Origin of the sequence: Vibrio sp. MOR3 (assembly GCF_001557775.1) — a bacterium.
In the GTDB taxonomy this organism is placed as follows: Bacteria; Pseudomonadota; Gammaproteobacteria; order Enterobacterales; family Vibrionaceae; genus Vibrio; species Vibrio jasicida.
Window position 1 is genome coordinate 176,152 of record NZ_LNRD01000009.1, and the last position, 21,956, is coordinate 198,107.

Annotated in this window: 17 protein-coding genes and 1 pseudogene; 12 read left to right on the forward strand and 6 right to left on the reverse strand. The window is 44.4% G+C overall.

Annotated features, from left to right (window positions below):
* Nucleotides 1–136 precede the first annotated feature (136 nt).
* The 4 genes and pseudogenes from ATB76_RS17680 (at nt 137) to ATB76_RS17695 (ending at nt 4,459) form a co-directional block, all read left to right on the forward strand.
* On the forward strand, nt 137–1,090 hold the full coding sequence (locus ATB76_RS17680) for a glutathione S-transferase family protein (RefSeq protein WP_061035819.1): 954 nt from the start codon (nt 137–139) through the stop codon (nt 1,088–1,090).
* A gap of 125 nt (nt 1,091–1,215) precedes the next feature.
* Nucleotides 1,216–2,322 carry a phosphatase PAP2 family protein gene (locus ATB76_RS17685; protein ID WP_038881604.1) on the forward strand — a complete coding sequence of 369 codons (1,107 nt, stop codon included), beginning with the start codon at nt 1,216–1,218 and terminating at the stop codon, nt 2,320–2,322.
* A 92-nt stretch (nt 2,323–2,414) separates the two neighbouring features.
* Nucleotides 2,415–3,678: pseudogene (locus tag ATB76_RS17690) on the forward strand (MgtC/SapB family protein).
* A 160-nt stretch (nt 3,679–3,838) separates the two neighbouring features.
* A complete protein-coding gene (locus tag ATB76_RS17695; RefSeq protein WP_005439641.1) occupies nt 3,839–4,459 on the forward strand; it encodes a hypothetical protein in 621 nt (206 codons plus the stop codon).
* Between the two features lie 60 nt (nt 4,460–4,519).
* Here ATB76_RS17695 and pta read toward each other — a convergent pair whose 3' ends face one another.
* Together pta and ATB76_RS17705 are read right to left on the reverse strand one after the other, a co-directional pair.
* Complete coding sequence (pta, locus tag ATB76_RS17700; protein ID WP_038869401.1) at nt 4,520–6,685, reverse strand: phosphate acetyltransferase; 2,166 nt, start codon at nt 6,683–6,685, stop codon at nt 4,520–4,522.
* A gap of 135 nt (nt 6,686–6,820) precedes the next feature.
* Entirely contained in the window at nt 6,821–8,017 is a 1,197-nt protein-coding gene (locus ATB76_RS17705; protein WP_061035820.1) for an acetate kinase, read from the reverse strand.
* Nucleotides 8,018–8,361: 344 nt separating this feature from the next.
* Here ATB76_RS17705 and yfbV point away from each other — a divergent pair, with 344 nt between their 5' ends.
* The 6 genes from yfbV (at nt 8,362) to ATB76_RS17735 (ending at nt 15,420) form a co-directional block, all read left to right on the forward strand.
* Complete coding sequence (yfbV, locus tag ATB76_RS17710; protein WP_038869403.1) at nt 8,362–8,814, forward strand: terminus macrodomain insulation protein YfbV; 453 nt, start codon at nt 8,362–8,364, stop codon at nt 8,812–8,814.
* A 319-nt stretch (nt 8,815–9,133) separates the two neighbouring features.
* Nucleotides 9,134–10,099 carry an ABC transporter substrate-binding protein gene (locus tag ATB76_RS17715; RefSeq protein ID WP_038869404.1) on the forward strand — a complete coding sequence of 322 codons (966 nt, stop codon included), beginning with the start codon at nt 9,134–9,136 and terminating at the stop codon, nt 10,097–10,099.
* A 54-nt stretch (nt 10,100–10,153) separates the two neighbouring features.
* Complete coding sequence (locus tag ATB76_RS17720) at nt 10,154–11,089, forward strand: ABC transporter permease (RefSeq protein WP_038881609.1); 936 nt, start codon at nt 10,154–10,156, stop codon at nt 11,087–11,089.
* A complete protein-coding gene (locus tag ATB76_RS17725) occupies nt 11,086–11,880 on the forward strand; it encodes an ABC transporter ATP-binding protein (RefSeq protein WP_061035821.1) in 795 nt (264 codons plus the stop codon). The genes ATB76_RS17720 and ATB76_RS17725 overlap by 4 nt, the downstream gene beginning before the upstream one ends.
* 139 nt (nt 11,881–12,019) lie before the next feature.
* Nucleotides 12,020–13,846, forward strand: coding sequence for a maltodextrin glucosidase (gene malZ, locus ATB76_RS17730; protein ID WP_061035822.1), 1,827 nt, complete (start codon nt 12,020–12,022; stop codon nt 13,844–13,846).
* Between the two features lie 113 nt (nt 13,847–13,959).
* Nucleotides 13,960–15,420, forward strand: a complete 1,461-nt coding sequence (locus tag ATB76_RS17735) for a GGDEF domain-containing protein (protein ID WP_061035823.1) — start codon at nt 13,960–13,962, stop codon at nt 15,418–15,420.
* Between the two features lie 76 nt (nt 15,421–15,496).
* Here the strand turns inward: ATB76_RS17735 and dusC are convergent, their stop codons facing one another.
* Nucleotides 15,497–16,456, reverse strand: a complete 960-nt coding sequence (dusC, locus tag ATB76_RS17740; RefSeq protein ID WP_038869415.1) for a tRNA dihydrouridine(16) synthase DusC — start codon at nt 16,454–16,456, stop codon at nt 15,497–15,499.
* A gap of 187 nt (nt 16,457–16,643) precedes the next feature.
* Here dusC and ATB76_RS17745 point away from each other — a divergent pair, with 187 nt between their 5' ends.
* Nucleotides 16,644–17,252, forward strand: coding sequence for an SEC-C metal-binding domain-containing protein (locus tag ATB76_RS17745; protein WP_038869417.1), 609 nt, complete (start codon nt 16,644–16,646; stop codon nt 17,250–17,252).
* Between the two features lie 79 nt (nt 17,253–17,331).
* Here ATB76_RS17745 and dsbB read toward each other — a convergent pair whose 3' ends face one another.
* The gene (gene dsbB / locus ATB76_RS17750) at nt 17,332–17,868 is read right to left on the reverse strand and encodes a disulfide bond formation protein DsbB (RefSeq protein WP_038881615.1); all 537 of its coding nucleotides are present in this window, start codon (nt 17,866–17,868) and stop codon (nt 17,332–17,334) included.
* An 86-nt stretch (nt 17,869–17,954) separates the two neighbouring features.
* Entirely contained in the window at nt 17,955–19,541 is a 1,587-nt protein-coding gene (gene nhaB / locus ATB76_RS17755) for a Na(+)/H(+) antiporter NhaB (RefSeq protein WP_038881618.1), read from the reverse strand.
* A 639-nt stretch (nt 19,542–20,180) separates the two neighbouring features.
* Here nhaB and fadR point away from each other — a divergent pair.
* A complete protein-coding gene (gene fadR, locus ATB76_RS17760; protein WP_061035824.1) occupies nt 20,181–21,020 on the forward strand; it encodes a fatty acid metabolism transcriptional regulator FadR in 840 nt (279 codons plus the stop codon).
* Nucleotides 21,021–21,091: 71 nt separating this feature from the next.
* On the opposite strand, the gene ATB76_RS17765 is transcribed toward fadR, so the two are convergent.
* Nucleotides 21,092–21,898 carry a hypothetical protein gene (locus ATB76_RS17765; RefSeq protein WP_061035825.1) on the reverse strand — a complete coding sequence of 269 codons (807 nt, stop codon included), beginning with the start codon at nt 21,896–21,898 and terminating at the stop codon, nt 21,092–21,094.
* Nucleotides 21,899–21,956 lie beyond the last annotated feature (58 nt).

Here is a 21,956-nt window from a genome sequence, read left to right on the forward strand (position 1 = left end):
GCGCTTTTTTTATGCCTACGATTTTTGTTGGTTTAAGTTCATTCGAAATTCTTGAACAAGATGTACTAAGTGAACGGATTCTAAGCTCAGTATGAATCGCTAATATAGTAGAAGACAAGATATGAGGAGAGCAGTTATGGGTAAGTTAGTTGAAGGCGTTTGGCAAGACGTATGGTATGACACTAAATCAAGCAGTGGGAAGTTCGTTCGTGAAGATGCGGGTTTTCGCCAGTGGGTAAAGAATAAACCGGATGCAACATTCCAACCTGAGTCAGGCCGTTACCACCTTTATGTTTCGCTTGCTTGTCCCTGGGCACATCGCACACTGATCTTCCGCAAACTCAAAGGTTTGGAAAAACACATAGACGTCACGGTCGTTTGCCCAGATATGCTAAGTGAGGGCTGGCAGATGGGGTTGCCAGAGCCACTGTTTGGTCATACTCGAATGCACCAAATCTACACTCAAGCCAAGTCTGATTACACAGGTCGCGTTACTGTTCCGGTTTTATGGGATAAAAAGACCAACACCATCGTGTCGAATGAATCGTCTGAAATCATCCGAATGTTTAACACCGAGTTTAACGATTTAACGGGGAACAAAGATGACTACTACCCAGAGCAACTTCAAAGTGTGATCGACCAGTGGAACGACTACATTTATCCGAACGTGAATAACGGTGTTTACCGTTGTGGGTTTGCGACAACGCAAGAGGCGTACGAAGAGGCGTTTGATTCATTGTTCGCAGCACTGGATAAAATCGATGCTCATCTTGCGACGCATCGCTACCTAGCGGGCAACAAAATCACCGAAGCCGACTGGCGCTTGTTTACGACTCTTGTTCGCTTTGACGCAGTATACGTAGGCCATTTTAAATGTAATAAACAACGCATTGCCGACTACGCAAACATTCAAGGCTATTTGAAAGAGCTATACCAAGTAGAAGGTGTGGCAGAAACTACAGACTTCTACCACATTAAGCGTCACTACTATTTCAGTCATACGGGTATCAACCCTACGCAAGTGGTACCAAAAGGCCCTGAACTAGATTTGGATTCACCACATCGGCGAGATGTTTTGAGCTTGCTATAAATTGCAGTAGAAAACTCTTTAATTGGACTTTTCTGAAGCGAAGCTGAACAGCTGTCCTATATGGTTTCTGCCCGTAATATTGCGGGTGGTATAGTGGTCGGCTGTTTTTTAGTGAGATACCTACAGTGAACAGCTTTGCTACTCAATCTTTATCAGCTTTTAGCTCACAGCTTAAGCGTGAATTAACGTCAATTTTAAAGTTTATACAAGGCGATTACCCAATTTATTTTTTGATTGGAATCGTTACGCTTACGGTAACTACATTTGCCCACTTGAATGGTTTCAGTAATCATATTTCACTATTTGCCTATATGTATGCGATGCCATTCGTTGTGCTTATTACGCTCTCTGTTGTTGGTGTTGGCTACTTTTTTATTTTAGCGGCACGCCGCGAGCCTAGACCTATCCAATGCTATTTGAATCTTCTGAAAGTTGCGCTTAATCATCGTGCTAGGCTGTGTGCAGCTTTTGTCTTGCTAACTGCAATTAGTGTGTTTATTTCAAGCTTTTCGACCATGAAAGGCTTAATTCCTCTTGTTCATCCTTTTGAGTTTGACCTTCTCTTTCACGATCTCGACTTCTGGTTACTTGGTGGGCACGAACCTTGGCTTGTTTTTCATTCAATATTTACATCGCCATATGTCATTTTAGCCATCAACTATAGCTATAAAATTTGGTTTTTTCTTCTATGGGGAACACTAAGCTATTTCCTTCTTCTTAGGCCATCAGTTCTTCGTTCACAATATTTATTAAGCTGGATACTTTGTTGGACTATTTTGGGTATGGTTGTCGCAATGACCCTGTCGTGTGCTGGGCCTGCCTTTACCGCAAGACTAAACCCAACTAACCATGATTATGACGCACTGATGTTTATATTGAATCAACACAACCTTTGGCTGGAGTCACATCAACTAACTGGAGTAATGGCACTCAAAACTCAAGATGACCTATGGCACGCTTATGCCAACGGGAAAGAAATGCTTGGAAGCGGTATTTCAGCAATGCCAAGTATGCATGTATCGATGGCGGTTTTAATGATGCTTGGGATGAATAAGGTAAATAAAAAGCTAGGTATCCTATTTGGCTTGTTCGCTAGCATTATTTTTGTTGGTTCATTTTCGCTAGGGTGGCACTACATGATTGACGGCCTTGTTAGTGGGCCAATGACATTATTTATATGGCGTGCGACAGGGCGTTTCGTTAGCTCATTATCCTTGCAGAAGAAAATCTAGTTTATAGTTTGCTTTTTATGGAGATACTCACAACATTAGGAGCGAAACGACTTAAACTTATGATATGAAACCGATCTTTTGTGAGGTGGGAAATGGATATCAATGAGTTTGTCAGTGGTGAGCATCTAATTTGGAATCTGTTTATTGCCCTGTTATTAGGTGCAATTGTCGGAACCCAACGCGGTTGGGTAATGCGTAACAGTGTTGAAGGCAGTCGAGTTGCGGGGATTCGCACTTTCTCTTTGGTGGGGCTACTTGGCGGCCTGATCGGTATTCTTGCTAAGATCTACACGCCTTTGTTACTTGGCTTTGCTCTTATTGCTTTGGTTATTCTTGCTTGTATTGCATTTGTGATTCAGCAAAAAAAGAGCGAGGACATCAGCATTACAGGTGTGGTCAGTTTAGTGATTACGTTTGTACTCGGTAGCCTGGCTGTTTCTGGTGAGGCCGTTCTTGCAGCAGCGGCGGCAGTTATCACTGCAGTTGTGCTGGACAATAAGAAAGAGCTTCATCAAGCGTTGCAGCGTTTACAAGAATATGAGTTGGATGCGTCTTCTGCTTATTTCCATCGTTTTATTGCCTCTTCTACCTAACCAAGCGTACGGTCCTTGGAAGGCACTGAATCCTTATGAGATTTGGTGGATGGTGGTGCTGATCGCCAGTATTTCATTTGTCGGTTATTTCGCGATTAAGATCGGCGGAGCGAAGCGGGGCATATTGTTTACGTCTGTCTTTGCTGGCTTAAGTTCTTCTACCGCACTTACGTTGCAGTTCTCTCATCTTTCACGTGAGCAGGAAGGTATCAGCCCTCTGCTCGCAAGCGGAATCTTGTTGAGTTGCGGCACTATGTTTCCTCGCTTGTTGATTGTCCTATCTGTTCTCAATCCTCAATTAGTCAGTCTGTTATGGCCGATAGTCTTGGTCATGATGATTGCACTTTATTTGCCGGCTTGGTGGATGTGGCGTCGAAGTGAAGTCGAGAAAATAGAGCAATCGAACAAACAGACTAACCCGTTGGCGCTTCAATCGGCACTGTTCTTTGGTGTTGTATTAGCGATCATTATGTTGTTATCTCATGCGCTTTCAGATTGGTTTGGTAGTGCGGGTATCTTAGTTCTATCTGCGGTGTCAGGGATTACGGATGTTGATGCCATTTCACTGACTTTAGGGCGTCAAAGTACTCAGTCATTGGCGATAGAGGTTGCTGTGCTCGGGATATTTATCGCGGCGTCAGTGAATACCATTGTTAAGATGGGGATGGTACTCATGATAGGTGCTCGTCAACTGTGGGCTAAGGTTGTTCCACCTATGTTGAGTGCGGTTTGTTTGGGTGGGCTTGTCTATTTGGCGCTTTAGAACAAATAACCGTCTGATGCAAAAACAATTTATTAGGTCGCGAGCTAGGTTCCAATCTGTACTTATCAATCAAGTAAAACTCATTCCTTTTTCTATACTGATTCACCAAGTGCTGGGCTTTCGTTCCAAGCGCTAGGAATCTGAACAAGGAAGAAACGATATGATTACTGTATTTCCAGGAGTGGTCGAAGGGACGGGCTTTAAATGGAAAACCGTGGAACAACCTATCACTAAATATAACGACGCTGTGGCCTATTTACGTCAATCTAGTGCGGCGGCAGCACTATTAGATTTTCTTTCGGGAGGCGAAGAGGTCACGTTGCTTTGTACAACTGATACTACCAGCAGCTTTTTTCCTGCAGAAATCGTAAAACAAGCAGGCTGCAATGTTCGCGGCAGTTTGGTGACTTGGAATCCTTTTGATAGCTTGAATGTAAACGACATTAAGCGCAATAAACCCGTTGGACGCAGTCGTGTGCCAAATAACAATGTATCTAGAGGGACGCAGTCACCAGCGGTTGGGCTTATTCATGAGTTTGGCCACGCGCGTCAATACATGTTGAAACGAGATTGGTTCATGACGCACTATCGCGCTGCCTCAAGTGGTAGCGATAGCGATCGACTCATCATAGAAAATGATAACTTGCTTACCGTAGAGTCCGTTGTTGCTCGCCAGCTCAATGAAGGTGTGCGTTGGAAGTATAGGGACATCGGATCGAGTAATACGAATTTGAACGTTCAGTATCAATTGAATCGTCCAATGGACCCGATTCTTGTATAGCAACATGAAATAAAAAACCTCGCCGTGGCGAGGTTTTTTCATTCAGAAAGGTGCGGTTAATTAGTTAACTGCTTTTTCTTTTGCTTGGTCAGCTTGATCTGCCTGAATCGCAGTTAGAGCAACTGTGTATACGATATCGTCTACTAGTGCACCGCGAGATAGATCGTTTACAGGCTTGCGCATACCTTGCAGCATTGGACCGATAGAAACTAGGTCTGCTGAACGTTGTACCGCTTTGTAAGTCGTGTTACCAGTGTTTAGGTCTGGGAATACGAATACTGTCGCTTTACCTGCAACTGGAGAGTTTGGTGCTTTAGAAGCAGCAACGTTTTCCATGATAGCCGCGTCGTACTGTAGAGGACCGTCGATTACTAGGTCTGGACGTTTCTCTTGAGCAAGTTTTGTTGCTTCACGTACTTTATCTACGTCTGCACCCTTACCAGATTCACCAGTAGAGTAAGAGATCATAGCAACGCGAGGGTCGATACCGAATGCCGCTGCAGAATCAGCAGATTGGATAGCGATTTCAGCAAGCTGTTCCGCTGTAGGATCTGGGTTGATCGCACAGTCACCGTAAACCAGTACTTGGTCAGGTAGCAGCATGAAGAATACAGAAGATACGATAGACGCATCAGGTGCAGTCTTGATGATTTGGAACGGAGGTACGATAGTGTTCGCTGTGGTGTGAACCGCACCAGAAACTAGACCGTCAACTTCGTCGTTCTCAAGCATCATAGTGCCTAGGAATACTGAATCTTGTAGCTTCTCACGAGCAACAACTTCAGTCATGCCTTTCGCGCCACGTAGCTCAACTAGACGAGCAACGTAGTTTTCACGAACTTCATCAGAGTTGATGATCGTTACGCCAGCACCTAGTGTTACACCTTGCTGCTCAGCAACGCGACGGATTTCGTCTGGGTTACCTAGAAGCACACATTCTGCAATGCCGCGCTCAGCACAGATCGCTGCAGCTTTCACTGTACGTGGCTCGTCACCTTCAGGAAGAACGATACGCTTGCCTGCTTTACGAGCGAATTCAGTTAGCTGGTAACGGAATGCTGGTGGGCTTAGACGACGAGACTTCTGAGTGCCCTCAGTCATAGACTCGATCCAGTTACCGTCGATGTGACCCGCAACGTGTTCGTTGATGAACTCGATACGCTCTTTATCGTCAGCAGGAACTTCAATGCTGAAGCTCTGTAGGTTTAGAGAAGTCTGCCAAGTGTTACCTTGTGCTTTGAAGATCGGCAGGCCTGTTTCGAATGCTGGCTTACATAGACCAGAAATCTCTTCAGGGATGTCGTAACCGCCAGTCAATAGAATAGCACCGATATCAACGCCGTTCATTGCCGCAAGCGCTGCTGCAACGATAACGTCTGGACGATCTGCTGAAGTAACAAGTAGAGAACCTGGTTTGAAGTGCTCAATCATGTTTGGCAGAGAACGTGCACAGAAAGTGATGCTCTTAATACGACGAGTCGCAATGTCACCTTCGTTGATGATGTCAGCATTTAGGTGCTGAGCCATATCAATAGCACGAGTAGCGATCAGATCGATGCTCCATGGCACACAACCTAGTACACGAATTGGAGAAGTGTTGAAGATTTCCATCACTTTCATTTCGTTTTGCTTCGCGCTGTCTGCATCGTCAAAGATTTCAGATAGGTCAGGGCGAGTACGGCCAGCTTCGTCAACAGGTGCGTTTAGCTTGTTGATGATAACGCCAGAGATGTTCTTGTTCTTAGTACCACCGAAGTTAGAACATGCTACTTCGATGCGCTCTTTAAGTTGAGCTGGGTTATCGGTACCTGGAGTTGCAACAAGAACGATTTCCGCACCTAGAGTTGCTGCGATTTCCGCGTTCACTTGGTTAGCGAATGGGTGCTTACGAGTTGGTACTAGACCTTCGATAAGCGTCACGTCTGCGTCTTTGTTGATTTGGTTGTAACGTTCAACAACCGTTTCTAGCAGCTCGTCCATGTTGTCGTTACCGATTAGGCTTTCTGCAACAGACATCGCTAGAGGTTGACCGATCTTCATATCGCTGTTGTAACCAACGATTGTTGAAGTTAGATCAGGTTGATCGCCGCCAGAACGTGGCTGTGAAATTGGTTTGTAGAAAGAAACCTTAACGCCTTTGCGCTCCATAGCGCGAAGAACACCCATGCTTACGCTAGTTAGACCGACACCAGCACTTGCAGGGATAAGCATAATAGTACGAGACATTCGTAGAGTACCTTTAGCTATTGGGGGATAAAAGCTCAACTCTTATTCCATGAGGTTCAGAGAATAGGAGTTGAGCCCCTAAGAAATTCGTTTGGAAGAAAAACTGGCTAGCCGAGGGCTAGCCAGTTCATTCTATTAAAGACCTGCTAGGCGTGCAGTGTCTTCAGCAATTACTAGCTCTTCGTTAGTAGAGATAACCATTGCTGGGATACGGCTGCTTGCTGTAGTGATAGTACCTTCGCCGCCGAAACGAGCTTTAAGGTTAGCTTCACCATCAACTTCGATACCGAAGATACCTAGACGGTTTAGAACCATTTCACGGATAGGGCCAGAGTTCTCGCCGATACCACCAGTGAAAGTGATTGCGTCTAGACGACCTTCCATAGAAGCCGTGTAACCTGCTACGTATTTAGCTAGACGGTGACAGAACACGTCCATTGCACGAGTTGCTTCTTCTTTCTCACCGTAGTTGTCTTCAACGAAACGACAGTCAGAAGTCACTTCAGTTAGACCTTGTAGGCCAGACTCTTTAGTTAGCATGTTGTTGATTTCTTCAACAGAGTAACCTAGAGCATCGTGTAGGTGGAATACGATAGCTGGGTCGATGTCACCACAACGAGTACCCATTACTAGACCTTCAAGAGGAGTAAGACCCATAGAAGTATCTACAGATTGACCGTTCTTGATCGCACAAACAGATGCACCGTTACCTAGGTGACAGTTGATGATGTTAACTTCTTCAACTGGCTTGTTTAGTAGACCTGCAACTTCACGAGTGATGAATAGGTGTGAAGTACCGTGCATGCCGTAACGACGGATACCGTGTTCTTTGTATAGTTTGTAAGGAAGAGCGTATAGGAAAGACTCTTCAGGCATAGTTTGGTGGAACGCAGTGTCAAATACAGCAACGTTTTGAAGCTCTGGGAAGTTGTGCTTAGCAGCTTCGATACCGATGATGTGCGCTGGGTTGTGAAGCGGTGCGAAAGTCGCAGCGTCTTGAATACCCTTAAGTACTTCGTCAGTGATCAGTGCAGATTGAGTGAACTGTTCGCCACCGTGAACGATACGGTGACCGATAGCGCCTAGGTTAGCTTTAAGCTCTGGCTTAGAAGCAAGAATAGTTTCAACCATGAACGCTAGCGCTTCTTCGTGTGCTGCACCGTTGCCTAGTTGAGCTTCGTGTTTACCATCAAGTTTCCACTTGATACGTGCTTCAGGAAGGTGAAGACATTCAGCAAGACCTGATAGGTGCTCTGCACCTGTTTCTGCATCAACAACAGCAAATTTAAGAGAAGAACTACCGCAGTTTAAAACTAAAACTAGCTTAGACATGTGTGACTACCTGTTATTCGTCTGATCAAAATCAGTTAAAGGATGAAAAATTAATCACAAGAATAGACGATACCATCGAGGGTGCGTACTAATCTTGGTCAAAAATCGTTCTAATTCCGTATAAAAGAATAGTGATGAACCCATCCATCACTATGATGCGATCCGTGCAGATAGGAATCTCAAGTTGCTTAAATTGTAAATAACGGCAACAATGAGATTGAGGGTCTGCAAAGGATAGCGATAATAGGCAATGATAACAAAAAAATTTTGAAAGAATATTAACTTTCATCAATTTTTTGCGCCTTCAGTTGAAATGTTCAACTATTTTTTAGTGAGAGAGTGGTATGAGTAATAAAGTCGGATTGTTCCATAGCCTGAAAGATGGCCAAAACTACATGGAGATCTGGCCGGTTCGTAAAGAGCTGACCGCCATTTTTCCCGAACAACGCATTATCAAAGCAACGCGTTTCGGCATTAAAGTGATGCCGGCAGTAGCGGCGATCAGTGTTCTCACTCAAATGGCTTTTAACAATTACAATGCGTTACCGCAAGCCATTGTCGTCGCATTATTTGCCATCAGCATGCCTTTACAAGGGATGTGGTGGTTAGGCAGTCGTTCTAATACCAAATTGCCTCCAGCACTTGCGTCTTGGTACCGAGAACTGCATCAAAAGATCACTGAGACTGGCTTTGCACTTGAGCCAGCAAAAGCAAAACCAAGATACAAAGAATTGGCGATTATCTTGAACAGAGCTTTCCGTCAGTTAGATAAAACTGCGCTGGAGCGCTGGTTCTAATCTCGACAACAACAACCCTCAAGTCAATGTTATGAAAATGGAGTGAGCCTTTGTCACTCCATTTCTGTCTGTTCTACATTTCTCCATCCCACCGTTTTCTGGGCTGTCAAAACTATCTTTAATAGCGGCGTCGCGATCACAAATGTTACTTTGTTGTTAAATCTTACTTTTATTTACCGAGAGTTAGCGTTAATAATGAAAACGAGATGCACAAAAAGTGCACAGAAAACACGACATCCCATCTTCTGATAACCATGCTGGCATCATAATTTTTACGAACGCTCGTGGTACAAGGATGAAGAGACATCAAGGAGTAATGATGAGAACGAAACGTTTACTAGCCACCGCCATTTTAGCTGCTACGGCGACTTTTTCTTCCGCCAGCGTGTTTGCCAACACCGCAACCGTAGCGGTGTCCCAAATCGTTGAGCATCCAGCGTTAGATGCTACCCGACAAGGCTTATTAGACGGTCTAAAAGCCAAAGGTTACGAAGAGGGCAAAAACCTCGAGTTTGATTATAAAACTGCCCAAGGTAACCCCGCGATTGCCGTACAGATCGCTCGCCAATACGTCGGTGAGAATCCAGACGTTTTAGTGGGTATTGCAACGCCCTCTGCTCAAGCTCTGGTTTCAGCGACACGTTCAATTCCTGTGGTATTTACTGCGGTAACGGATCCGGTGGGCGCAAAGCTTGTGAAATCCATGCATCAGCCGGGGAAAAACGTCACTGGCCTTTCTGACTTATCACCTGTGGCACAGCATGTTGCTTTGATTCAAGAAATACTCCCAGCCGCTAAAACCATTGGTGTGGTTTACAATCCAGGAGAAGCAAACGCGGTGACGCTGGTACAACTGCTAAAAGAAAGTGCAGCAGCAAATGGATTAGAAGTCGTGGAAGCGACAGCATTGAAGAGTGCGGATGTTCAATCGGCGACGCAAGCCATTGCCGCTAAGTCGGATGTGCTTTATGCGCCAACAGACAACACAGTCGCAAGTGCGATAGAAGGGATGATTGTTGCGGCAAATCAGGCGAAGAAGCCAGTGTTTGGTGGTGCAACGTCTTACGTTGAAAAAGGTGCCATTGCCAGCCTCGGGTTTGACTACTATCAGGTCGGTGTGCAAACCGCGGATTATGTTGCTGCGATATTAGAAGGTAAAGAACCGGGTGAGTTAGATGTCAAAGTTGCGACGGGCTCTGACTTAGTGGTGAATGAAGGTGCTGCGACCAAACTCGGTATACAGTTACCTAGCGCTGTAGTGAAACGTGCAACTAGCATGCAATAAGAGTCCTTATCAGGTTGGTAAAATGCTGACCTGATTTATGCAGAGGGAGCAGTTATGTCTGCATTTGCTTTTTTTGGTGCGCTTGAGATCGGCTTGATTTATGGCTTGGTTGCATTAGGCGTTTACCTAACTTTTCGTGTTCTCGACTTTCCCGACTTAAGTGTTGATGGCAGCTTTCCAATGGGGGCTGCCGTGGCTGCAACTGCGATTGTTGCGGGCATCAATCCTTGGATTGCCACCGGAATGGCTGTCATTGCTGGTGGGATGACAGGGTGGGTAACGGCTTTTCTAGCGGTTCGATGTGGCATTCTTCACCTATTAGCTTCCATCCTTACCATGATTGCGGCGTTCTCTATCAATATTCGCATCATGGGCAAGCCCAATATGGCCCTTCTAGGTGAAGACACCATTCTTACCCCGTTTGAAGCCATAGGGGACTCTATGTACATCCGGCCGTTAGTTGTCGGTGTACTGGTCTTGTTCTCTGCTTGGTTTGTGGTGCGTTTACTGAACAGTGATTTTGGCCTTGGTTTAAGGGCTACAGGCGTCAATGCGCGTATGGTTGCAGCGCAAGGAGCCAGTACAGGGTTTTACACCTACTTTGGCTTGGCGCTATCTAACGGTTTTGTTGGCTTTGCTGGGGCCTTGTTTGCTCAGACCAATAGCTTTGCTGATGTGACCTCTGGTGTCGGTACGATAGTGGTTGGTCTTGCGGCAGTGATTCTTGGCCAGACACTCATTCCAGGTCGCAAAATATGGGTGGCGGTATGTGCGGTCATTATTGGCTCGGTTTTATACCGACTTGCTGTCGCGTTTGCTCTGAGCTCTGGCATGTTTGGCTTACAGGCTTCCGACCTGAATCTCGTTACGGCGGTGCTTGTAGCTGTAGCTCTAATTGCACCAAAGCTAAAACAAAAAATGAAAGCCAAACAACGCGTTAATGACGCCAAACAAACGGCATCTAAAAATGGTTCAGGGGAGGCGCTATGATTGAGTTAAGTAATATTCAAGTAACCTTTAACCTCGGAACGATTTTGGAAAACCGAGCGTTAAAAGGCGTATCTCTGGATGTGCCTGAGCACCAGTTCCTCACTGTGATTGGGTCTAACGGTGCGGGAAAGTCGACTCTGCTTGGTGCGGTGACTGGTGAAACACCGATGATTGGTGGGCAAGTCATTATCAACGGGCAAGACGTAACACGAAAGAGTGTGGACCAACGTGCTACGCAGTGTGCGAGAGTTTTCCAGGATCCTTTAGCAGGGACTTGTGGGGACTTATCCATCGAGGAGAATATGGCTCTAGCGTACATGCGCGGTAAGCGTCGTGGTTGGGGAATGGCGATTTCTTCCAAACGACGTAAACTTTTCCAGGAGAGAATCAGTATTCTTGGTTTGGGTTTAGAGGACCGGCTAGGAGACAGTATTGGTCTGTTGTCAGGCGGCCAACGTCAAGCCGTGAGTTTGGTCATGGCAACACTATCAGACAGTAAGCTGTTGTTGTTAGATGAGCATACTGCTGCGTTAGATCCGCGCATGGCGGCTTTTGTTATCGATCTAACCAAGCGTATCGTCAGCGAGTTCAACCTCACAGTGATGATGGTGACGCACTCAATGAAAGACGCGCTGGCTTGTGGTGACAGAACGGTCATGCTGCACCAAGGTGAGATTGTTCTTGATGTCGCAGGTGAGCAACGTGCCAATATGCAAGTTCCGGATCTCCTAAAGATGTTCTCAAAGGTGCGAGGAGAGGAATTAGCGGACGACAGTTTATTGTTGAACTAATCTAAGCAAACACAGAACTACGCCTACCAAACGTGATCCTCCTTGAGAAATAACCTGAATGGTCGTTTTAAAAGGAGGATTTTTCGGTAAATACTCTTAATTAAAATAGTGGAATATTCCAATACTAAGAGCACTTGCCATGACCCTTCCATTTATCTTCCATAGCCAAACTGATGATGGCCTCACTTTTGATGGCGATTTGCTAACCGTCATCCTGAAAACCGAGAACACTGATTTTGATACCGTGCACGTTCGTTGTGAACCGGATAATGAAGAATACCTGATTAGCATGTCACGCAGCGGAGAAGCTGGTGAGCTTACTCTCTGGAAAGCTCAGTTTGCGTCAAATAAAGACCGTGATGTGACTCACTACGTCTTCAAACTGCTCAAAGGCAAGCAGCAGTTTTGGCTCGATGGCAGAGGTGTACATAAACGTATGCCGCCCAAAGAGTTTCACTTCAAACTCAACACTCAATCTCAACCGCCAAGTTGGGTACAAGAGCAGGTCTTTTACCAAATTTTCCCGGACCGTTTTGCCTCAAGTCGGTCTGAGCAAGTCACCCAAGATGATTATGCTGCCTATGACCCAGACGCACTGGTTAAGTCATGGGGAGACCCTGTTGGTTCTCATAAAAATACGGGTGCGCGCGAGTTCTTTGGTGGCGACTTAAAAGGCGTAGAGAAAAAACTGGATTACTTGGCCGAACTTGGTGTAACAGCACTTTACTTCAACCCAGTTTTCACAGCGCCAAGCAACCATAAATACGACACCACAGACTACTTCAAGATTGACCCAATGTTTGGCTCGAATGAGCAGTTTGCGCAGTTGTGTGAGCAAATTCGTGGTAAGCAGATGAAGATTGTTTTGGATGCGGTGTTTAACCACACATCAGTTCATCACCCTTGGTTTGATCTTAAACAAGAAGACCAAGGGGCTTATGGGAATCCAAATTCTGACTTTCGTGATTACTACTTCTTCGAGGGACAAACCAACAATTACATTGGATGGAAAGGTATTGGCAATCTACCGGTTCTGAACTTTGAGAATGAACAAGTTCGTGACCATATCTACCAAGGTGAAGAGTCGGTCATCAAATATTGGCTTAAACCGCCTTATGCTGTCGACGGTTGGCGCTTCGATGTGATTCATATGTTAGGTGAGGGCGATGGCGCAAAGAACAACGCACACTATGTGGAAGCTTTTCGCAAGGCCACAAAAGAGGTCAATCCCGATGCCTATGTGTTAGGGGAGCATTTCTTTGAAGCGACACAATGGCTTCAGGGGGGACAAGAAGATGGCGCGATGAATTATTACGGCTTTGCTCATCCGGTTCGCGCTTTGATTGCCAAACAAGACATCATGTATGACCCAATTGATATTGATGTCATGGAGTTTAAAGAGTGGATAGATGAAGCTCGGGCTAAAATCCCATTTGCAAACCAACTCTCTCAGCTTAATCAGTTAGATAGCCATGATACTGCCCGTTTTCTGACGCTTTTGAATGGCGATGAAGAAAAAATGCGAGTGGCATTGTTGTTGTTAATGACTTATGTCGGTACTCCATGCCTTTACTATGGTAGCGAAGTGGGGTTAGAAGGGAGTTTAGATCCGGACAATAGACGTTGCTTCCCTTGGGAGGAATTAGATGGTTCTCAGTGGTTTCCTTTCTATCAGGTATTGATTGGAATTCGTAATAAATACAGGTCATTACAGTCAGGGAGTATACAATGGTTGCACTGTGATAAAAGCACAATGGTGTATGCCAGACAGTGGAAAGAAGAAACAATAGTTGTGGCATTTAACTTAAGCGAATACGACAAAATTGTTAATTTACCTTTATGGCAACTTGGCTTAAATGCAAAGCACTTGCATCAATTATTAGACAATGGTGAAGTTATCGATGCGCAACGTCATTTTTCTGTCAATATCCCAGCAATGAACTGCAAATTATGGCAGTTGGAGTGACACGTTAGCTCAGATTTATTAAAATTTATGAATACATAAATGAAAAACTATAAATAGCCCTTTGGTAACTTACGCTGTCGAAGGGCAAATAATAACTGAAACAATGGTGTTTAATGGGTAATAAAAGGCGATTTAGCCTCAAGTTTGTCATCTTCTTCCCGCTATTTTTGTTTATCGCAGTCATGATCGTGACTGCGAAGAACTATTACGATGCAATGAATCGCTACATTACGTTGGAATATGCGCAGATTGATCGCGCGCTTAACCGAGCGATTAAAGTACTTACCGCTTTAGACTACAGCTTTGTTAATTACTCAAATCCAGCCCATCCTTTGTTTCAAGAACACAACCATATGATAAGAAATGGCATGTGTTACGTATGGCCCATCGATGTATTGCTCTTAGAAAATAAACATTCGGGAGGTTTACCTGCGGTCGAACTGGATTACATGATTGTTGGTCAAAAAGAATTGTGTGAGCAAGGTTCTGATCTGTTTAATTTGGCAGAAAAGAAAGCGGGTTTTGCGCCGTCTTTGTCGTTCCTGCATGACATTGAATCGCACATTATAGGTATTCACTATATCGACCAGCGTGGCTACGTTATCTCATCACCAGATACCTATGCAGAGAACTTTTCCCAAGAGCTATGGAATACGCTAAAAGCGCGACCATTTTGGCAAAAGACAGCTCAAGAAACCGTAAAAGTCACCATGTCTGGTCCTGCGCCGATGCTGGCACGTCGTGATGGTCAAGTTATCAGCTTGACAGTGCCGATTTATGAGAAGGCTGTTCATCAAGGGGTTCTATCCATTGATTTTGATGTCGATGCACTCCTCAAGACCAATGAGAATCTCGCGGGTAAGCTGCATATTATTTCTAACGTCACGCCGATACCTCAAAACGCAATGCGAATTCAACCTGTGGAGCACGACCGTTTAAGTGCTAACCACAGTATTTTTTATGAATACAAGCTTTGGGATGAATTTAAAAACCTGATTGCGTTTGAGAAATACAGTGTGGCTGTGGCTTTCTTTATTTACGTTTTGAGTACAGTGGCGTTGTTCCTAGTGAATACACAAACAGAGCGCCGTTACTTCAAGGAATTGGCCGCTAAAGACCCCATGACAGGACTATTAAACCGCCGCGGTATTCAAGCGGTGTGGCGAAACAAAATGACCAAAAAGCACGTTGCTTTAGCAGTGTTTGATATTGATGATTTTAAGGCGATTAACGATACTTATGGTCATGATGTAGGTGATGATGCGATTCGCTTAGTCGCCAAATGTATTCGAGATAACATTCGACATTCCGATGTCGCGTCACGCTTTGGTGGAGAAGAGTTTGTCTTGGCTATCTATGATGAAGACTTTGACAGCATGCTAAGAATTTTAGAGCGTGTAAGAAAAGCGATTGCCAAACACTCCATTAAAATCGTCGACGGAGGCTTTACGGTTTCGGGTGGGGTTGAATTTAAGTCTGCGGCTCAATTGGAAGGTTTTGATGAGCTGTTTAAGCTTGCTGATGAAAAGCTTTATGAAGCGAAAAGTACAGGTAAGAACAAAATCTGTTATTAAGCGACTTAAGCAATTTGTTGTTGGAAATTAGACATAAAAAAGGGCGAATTCATCGCCCTTTTTTAATGTCGGTAGGTTAAGCGACGCGCGCGTGCAATTCATCTCGATAACGTTGAATGTACTCGACAATAGGGGCGGCTTTGTTAAACGTACGGATTTCTCGGAACAGTTCTTTCGCTTCTGGATACGCTTGTCGCAGATAAGAGAACCATTGTTTTACGCGATTCGGGTAGTACAAGCCTTTGTCGCCCTTCATTTCAAACTGTGAGTAGTAAATCAATAGATCAACCACTTCTGACCAAGGCATAGGCTGGTGGTTGTGTTTAACCATGTTTCCAAGGTTAGGAATGTTGAATGCACCTCGGCATACCATCAAAGAATCAACGCCTGTGGTCGCAATGCAACGTTGGCCATCTTCATAATTCCAGATTTCGCCGTTAGCGATTAATGGGATATCGAAACGCTCACGAATCTTCGTAATGTATTCCCACTTAATTTCAGAAGCTTTGTATCCGCCTTCTTTGGTACGAGCATGAACCGTGAGCTCATTCGCTCCAGCTGTTTGAATTGCGTCTACAATCTCAAAACAGTCTTCAGGGTTCTCCCAGCCAAGACGAATCTTTGCGGTCACTGGAATATCATTAGGCACGGCATCACGACATGCTTTAACCACATTGTGGATGAGTTCAGGGTGCTGTAACAAGGCTGCACCACCTTTACTCTTGTTCACCAACTTTGCTGGACAGCCAAAGTTCAAATCAATACCGCGCGCGCCAAGCTCCGCCGCTTTTATCGCGTTTTCAGCCATCCAGTTTGGTTCTTGCCCGAGTAGTTGGACATGGACAGGTACACCAGATGCAGTTTGAGAGCCTTGCAGAAGTTCAGGGCATAAGCGATGGAAAACATGATCTGGAAGAAGCTGATCGATCACACGAACAAACTCTGTCACACAAAGATCATAGTCGTTTATTTCAGTCAGGATTTGACGCATCAAATGGTCCAAAACCCCTTCCATCGGGCCTAATACAACTCGCATAGCTTGCCTAATACAGTTTGGTGAGAAAAAGGAGGGCGATTGTAGCGATGTGAGTGAAGTTTGTCATTAAAAGAGTCATCCGCTTGGAGTGACATCAACTTGCATTCTATATACCCAAGCATCTCGAGGTTACTTGGGTATAAGCTCTGAGGTATAATGCCGCCAAATTCATGGGAAACCAGATGTCATGCAATATACATTGATAGAAAAAGGTGAAGTCCAATTAGATGAGTCTTCACTTTTTATTGAAGGCGCGGTACTCGCAGCCAACTTAACGACGAAACCTTTAGCTCCAGAAACTTGGCTAGAGCCGCTATTAGGTGAGGGTTTTAAAGCGATTCAACCAGCAGTAGAAGAACAGATTCACAAGCAGCACAACTATATCCTGCGTAATGAATACTCGATTCTAGAGTTAACAGATAGCAATACAGAGCAGCTAGCAGACTTTGCAGAAGGCTTTATGTCTGTATGGACAACCATTGAGGAACAATGGCATGACGTTGCGCTTAATGATGGCTTAGAGCGCATGCTGCAAGCATTATTGACGACAATGATGTTGGCGATTGATGAAGAGCAAACACAGCAACAAATGCGTGATGCTGGCATCGTAACACCGCCTGCGCTTTCTGATTTTGTGGACCAGCTTGACTTGATGATCAATGAAGTCGCATTAGGCGCTGATGAGCTGATGGTCGGTAAAAAGTCGAAGAGCTTAAATCCATTCAAAGGTGTAGGCCGTAATGATGCATGCCCATGTGAGAGTGGTAAGAAATTTAAGCAGTGCTGTGGGAAGTAGATTTCACTCGCTGACTTGACGTGAAAAAGCCGACCTGAGGTCGGCTTTTTCATAACTATCGCCTGGTTATTGAACCGTGTTATTGGATCGGGTTCTTTCTTTTTGGGCTTACAAATTGAGCAATAAGAACGAAAGCAAAAGCGATCAAGTTACCGGCAAAAATAACCACGAGCCATTGTGGCATCGATAATCCAAAGAATTGCCATACGATTTTTGCACAATCACCATACGCTTCAAACATCCATGGTGCCCATTGATTTAATGGCGCCCAGCTTGGGAACGTAACAAAGAGATCGCATGTAGCAAACGGCGATGGATTAAATTGGTAATCGACATGCTGCATTGCCAGCATTAAACCCTTATATGCACTTGCTCCCCAAGCTGCAAGCGCAATCCAACGCGTTATTGGGTTGTTTGGTGCAATAAGGCCGAGCATTGCAGCTGCCCCAATACCTAGCATGGCTACGCGTTCATAAATACACATAACACAAGGGGCGAGCATCATAACGTGCTGGAAAAATAGGGCACAGGCTTCAAAGAAGACAATAGCAAGAAGAAGTAGAAGCCAAGATAAGCGTCCCTTCGAAAACTGGTTTAGTGATGCGAAAATAGTCACGGGTTTCAATCCTGTCTGAAATATAAAAAAGCTCTGATTACTCAGAGCTTTTTAACGTGGATAAGTTTCCTAATCAACTCATATTTTTAGTGTCCACCTGACACAACGGGTGCTAGATCACCACTACTAGGCACAATCCAACCAGCATCGTAGAAGAATGCGGTTGCAGGTTCTAGGAAGAACATGATGCCCATCAAACCTACAAGAGCAAGTACGATAGTGTATGGCAATGCCATGACAACCATGCGGCCGTATGATAGACGAATCAATGGTGCCAGTGCAGATGTTAGCAAGAATAGGAAGGCTGCTTGACCGTTTGGAGTCGCAACAGAAGGTAGGTTAGTACCTGTGTTGATTGCTACTGCAAGTAGGTCGAATTGTTCACGGGTGATTTGACCGTCGATCAATGCCGCTTTCACTTCATTGATGTAGACTGTCCCTACGAATACGTTATCCGATACCATCGACAATAGACCGTTTGCGACATAGAACAACGCAAGTTGCGTACCTTTGTCTTCAACGGCGAGAACCGCGTCGATAACAGGTTTAAACAACTCTTGGTCAATGATAACGGCTACAATCGCGAAGAATACCGCTAGTAGTGCCGTGAATGGCAGGGCCTCTTCAAAAGCTTTACCCATTGAGTGTTCTTCAATCACACCCGTGAACGAAGTCGCGAGGATAATTACCGAAAGGCCAATCAGACCAACTGCTGCCAAGTGTAGTGCAAGTGCTGCAATTAACCACACGGCAATAAGACCTTGAATCCAAAGTTTAGCGACGTCTTGATTTGTACGTGTTTTGCGTTCTTCTCGGTCGAAATCAACAAGGATTTGACGAACGTTATCAGGCAGTTGTGCACCGTAACCACAAATTTTCAGCTTCTCTACAACTGCACAAGTGATCAAACCGCAGAAGAAGACTGGAAGTGTTACCGGTGCCATGCGAATCAAGAACTCACCAAAGAACCAACCAGCTTGGTCAGCAATGATTAAGTTTTGTGGTTCGCCAACCATCGTCGTTACGCCACCTAGTGCGGTACCTACACCAGCATGCATAAGCAGTGAACGTAAGAAAGCACGGTAGTTTTCTAGGTCGTCACGAGTTAGCTCAGTGATGGTGTCATCTTGAGTATGATCGTGGTCGCCAATTGGGTTTCCTGAAGCCACTTTGTGGTAAATCGAGTAGAAACCAACGGCAACGCTGATAACAACTGCGATTACGGTCAGCGCATCCAAGAATGCTGACAAAAACGCGGCAGCGAAACAGAATGCGAGCGAAAGTAACGTTTTAGAACGGATACCAAGCAGGATCTTCGTAAAAATGAACAGCAGAAGCTGTTTCATGAAGTAGATACCCGCAACCATGAATACCAATAGTAGAAGTACTTCGATATTGGCAACTAGCTCATGCTTCACCTGGGCAGGGCTAGTCATACCGATAGCAACCGCTTCTATTGCGAGGAGGCCTCCGGGTTGAAGTGGGTAACACTTCAGCGCCATTGCTAATGTGAAAATAAATTCCGCTACTAGCAACCAACCTGCAACAAATGGGTCAATTAAGAAGAAAACAATCGGGTTAATAATTAGGAAGGCTATAATGGCAACTTTGTACCAATCAGGCGCTTTACCAAGGAAGTTCTTGATAAAGGCATTTCCGAGCGACATCGGCATGATAATTCTCTTTATAACAAAATTATGAATAGACACTACAATAGTGCTTAAGTATCTGTTTGTTAGACTTATTATTTAGTCTTTTAAAACAATAACTTAGAAAAACAACAATCCATTGTCTTACTGTAGTCTTGCCAAGTTACTTCCCCTGAACTTAAGCACCGCTCACTTTCGACCGCAACTCTACACCTCGGCATTTTATAGTCAATAACAAAACGTGATGCTTCCGACTAAAACTGCTTTTTATTTGTAATAACGCGATCAAAACGGCGTTACTATACCACGAAAAGCTTAAAAAAAATCACCTTGGAATTTAAAACGAAGTCAATTACGAGAAAAGAGCAATTAAGAAAGAATATTAATCGTAAAACACAAATTTATTTTGCATATTTTGAGCAGAAAAATGTGACGAGGTAGGCTTTATTTTATATGACTTTATGACTGCTGTATTTTATACAGAATATGACTTTTGCGCCTTTGGTTCCAAGTGGTTGGTATTTTAAATTGAAGATATATGTAGAGTATTAACTCTATATTGAGAAATCGTTTCATTTATTGATCGTTAATTTTCGCTAATCGTTAAGTAGTGGTATGATGAGTGGTATCGACCCTTAGAAATCAATATTGGATAAAAACAGAATGGTCATTAAGGCTAAGAGCCCTGCGGGTTTCGCAGAAAAATACATAATCGAGAGCATTTGGAACGGCCGTTTTCCTCCTGGCTCAATTTTACCCGCTGAACGTGAACTATCTGAACTGATCGGGGTTACTCGAACTACACTACGTGAAGTATTGCAACGTCTTGCTCGTGATGGATGGTTGACTATCCAGCATGGTAAACCAACCAAAGTGAACCAATTCATGGAGACTTCTGGTCTGCATATCTTGGACACGCTAATGACGTTAGATGTTGATAACGCGACAAACATCGTTGAAGATTTGCTTGCGGCACGTACGAATATCAGTCCAATTTTTATGCGCTATGCATTCAAAGCAAACAAAGAGGCGTCTGAGCGTACAATCCAGAACGTAATTGAATCTTGTGAAGCACTTGTTAGCGCACCTTCTTGGGATGACTTTATTGCCGCGTCTCCATATGCAGACAAAATCCTGCAAAGTGTCAAAGAAGACAACGAAAAAGATGAAGCAAAACGCCAACAGATTCTGATTGCTAAGACGTTCAACTTCTATGACTACATGCTGTTTCAACGCCTTGCATTCCATTCTGGCAACCAAATTTACGGCTTGATTTTTAACGGTTTGAGAAAGCTTTATGATCGTGTAGGCAGCTACTACTTCTCGAACCCAGCATCACGTGATCTGGCATTGAGATTCTACCGTCAGTTGTTTGAAACCTGTGAAACAGGTCAGCGTGATCAGCTACCGATTTTGATTCGTCATTACGGTATGGAAAGTGCACAGATCTGGAATGAGATGAAGCTGCAACTTCCAACCAACTTCACTGAAGACGACAGCTAAGCTTCAACTTAACGACGTTTTCAAGAATAAAGAAACCGCAGTCACTCGACTGCGGTTTTTTATTTTAACTACTAGGCTAAAGATAACTTTGGTAGCGGTTGATACAGGACTTCAATAATATCTGACAGAATGTGGTCGTAAGTGTTAAATATGGTCAAAGATAAATCCGAAGTAATATCATACAACTTCTCTACTTTAAGCGTGTTGATATCCCCATCAATGTATTCGTTGAGTGCCTGTATGGAACTTACTGATGTAGGAGAGGCAAGGCTCAAAGGGCTGATAACCACAAGCTGATTAAGCCTTCTTATCATTACTGACGCATAATTGCGCATTCGTTCAGGACCGCCGCGATCTTCCATATCTTGGATACTGATCCGTAACTGAGTTAATGTTTCTAAGCTGTCGATGACAGTTTGCCAATTCATGTGATATTCGTCATTAAGTTCATCTCTTTGAGCGATAGCCAACCACGCAATGGTCACTTCATCCATCAGGAACAAACAGTGACGAATTAACCGGCCATGTTCCATCTGATTACGTGCTACAGAGTTATCCTCCCACTGCTCCATCAGTTTATCGATTTTGATTTGCAGCACGCGATACATGGGTTTGTTCTCGAAGTGTGACGTATCAAGTAATAGGTGTAACTTATTGCTCAACTCACGATGGACGTGTTCTATCTCATTTTCGTGGTTTTGATGATATTGGAGAGAGTGGTGAGTCATTGCTCGATGACGCCGTAATAGGTAGACAACATCACGCAATAAACTGAGTAGCTGGTATCTACGAGCACGTTGCTTCTCGCGCTTCGCAGCCAAGTGATAAATCCCCGCCAGAATGGCAATTGAAATGAAAGTTGAAATCAAAACAAACATAACCAACTCCTTGTTAGTGCTTTTGACCTAGCAAGTAAGTAGGAGCAGTTTTAATGCC